The organism is Aeromonas sp. 130281 (assembly GCF_056642115.1).
This window is the reverse complement of record NZ_JBWVQS010000026.1, coordinates 1-577: the sequence shown is the minus strand read 5'-3', so window position 1 is coordinate 577 and position 577 is coordinate 1. Positions and strand designations below refer to the sequence as shown.

General features: G+C 67.9%; 1 protein-coding gene. It reads right to left on the bottom strand.

The genetic code is table 11. The features are described 5' to 3' along the window. A partial coding sequence (locus AC1IN8_RS21055) for a VCBS domain-containing protein (protein ID WP_479760502.1) occupies nt 1–577 on the bottom strand: 577 nt, incomplete at both ends.

The following is a 577-nucleotide window of genomic DNA, read 5'->3' as shown; positions in this document are numbered from 1 at the left end:
GTTGGTGCCGGTGATGGTGACGGTCACGGTTTCGGTGGCGGTGCCATCGACCGAGCTCACCTCGAAGGTCTCGACACGGGTGTCGCCGGCGCCCAGGTACTGCACATCGGCAGTGGCCACCTCGTAGCTCCAGGCCCCGGCGGCGGTGATGCTCAGGCTGCCAAGGGCACCGCCGACGGTGGTGTCGGTGACGCTGCCAGTGTCGAAGACATCCTCGCCCTGATCCACGTCGGCCACGCTGAGGCTGCCGCTGTCGGTCAGCAGCGGGGCGCTATTGTCCTCGGTCACCGCCCCCAGAACATCGCCGCTAATGGTGGCGCCATCGTTGGTGCCGGTGATGGTGACGGTCACAGTTTCGGTGGCGGTGCCATCGACCGAGCTCACCTCGAAGGTCTCGACACGGGTGTCCCCGGCGCCCAGGTACTGCACGTCGGCAGTGGCCACGCTGTAGCTCCAGGCCCCGGCGGCGGTGATGCTCAGGCTGCCGAGGGCACCGCCGACGGTGGTGTCGGTGACACTGCCGGTATCGAAGACATCCTCGCCCTGATCCACATCGGCCACGCTGAGGCTGCCGCTG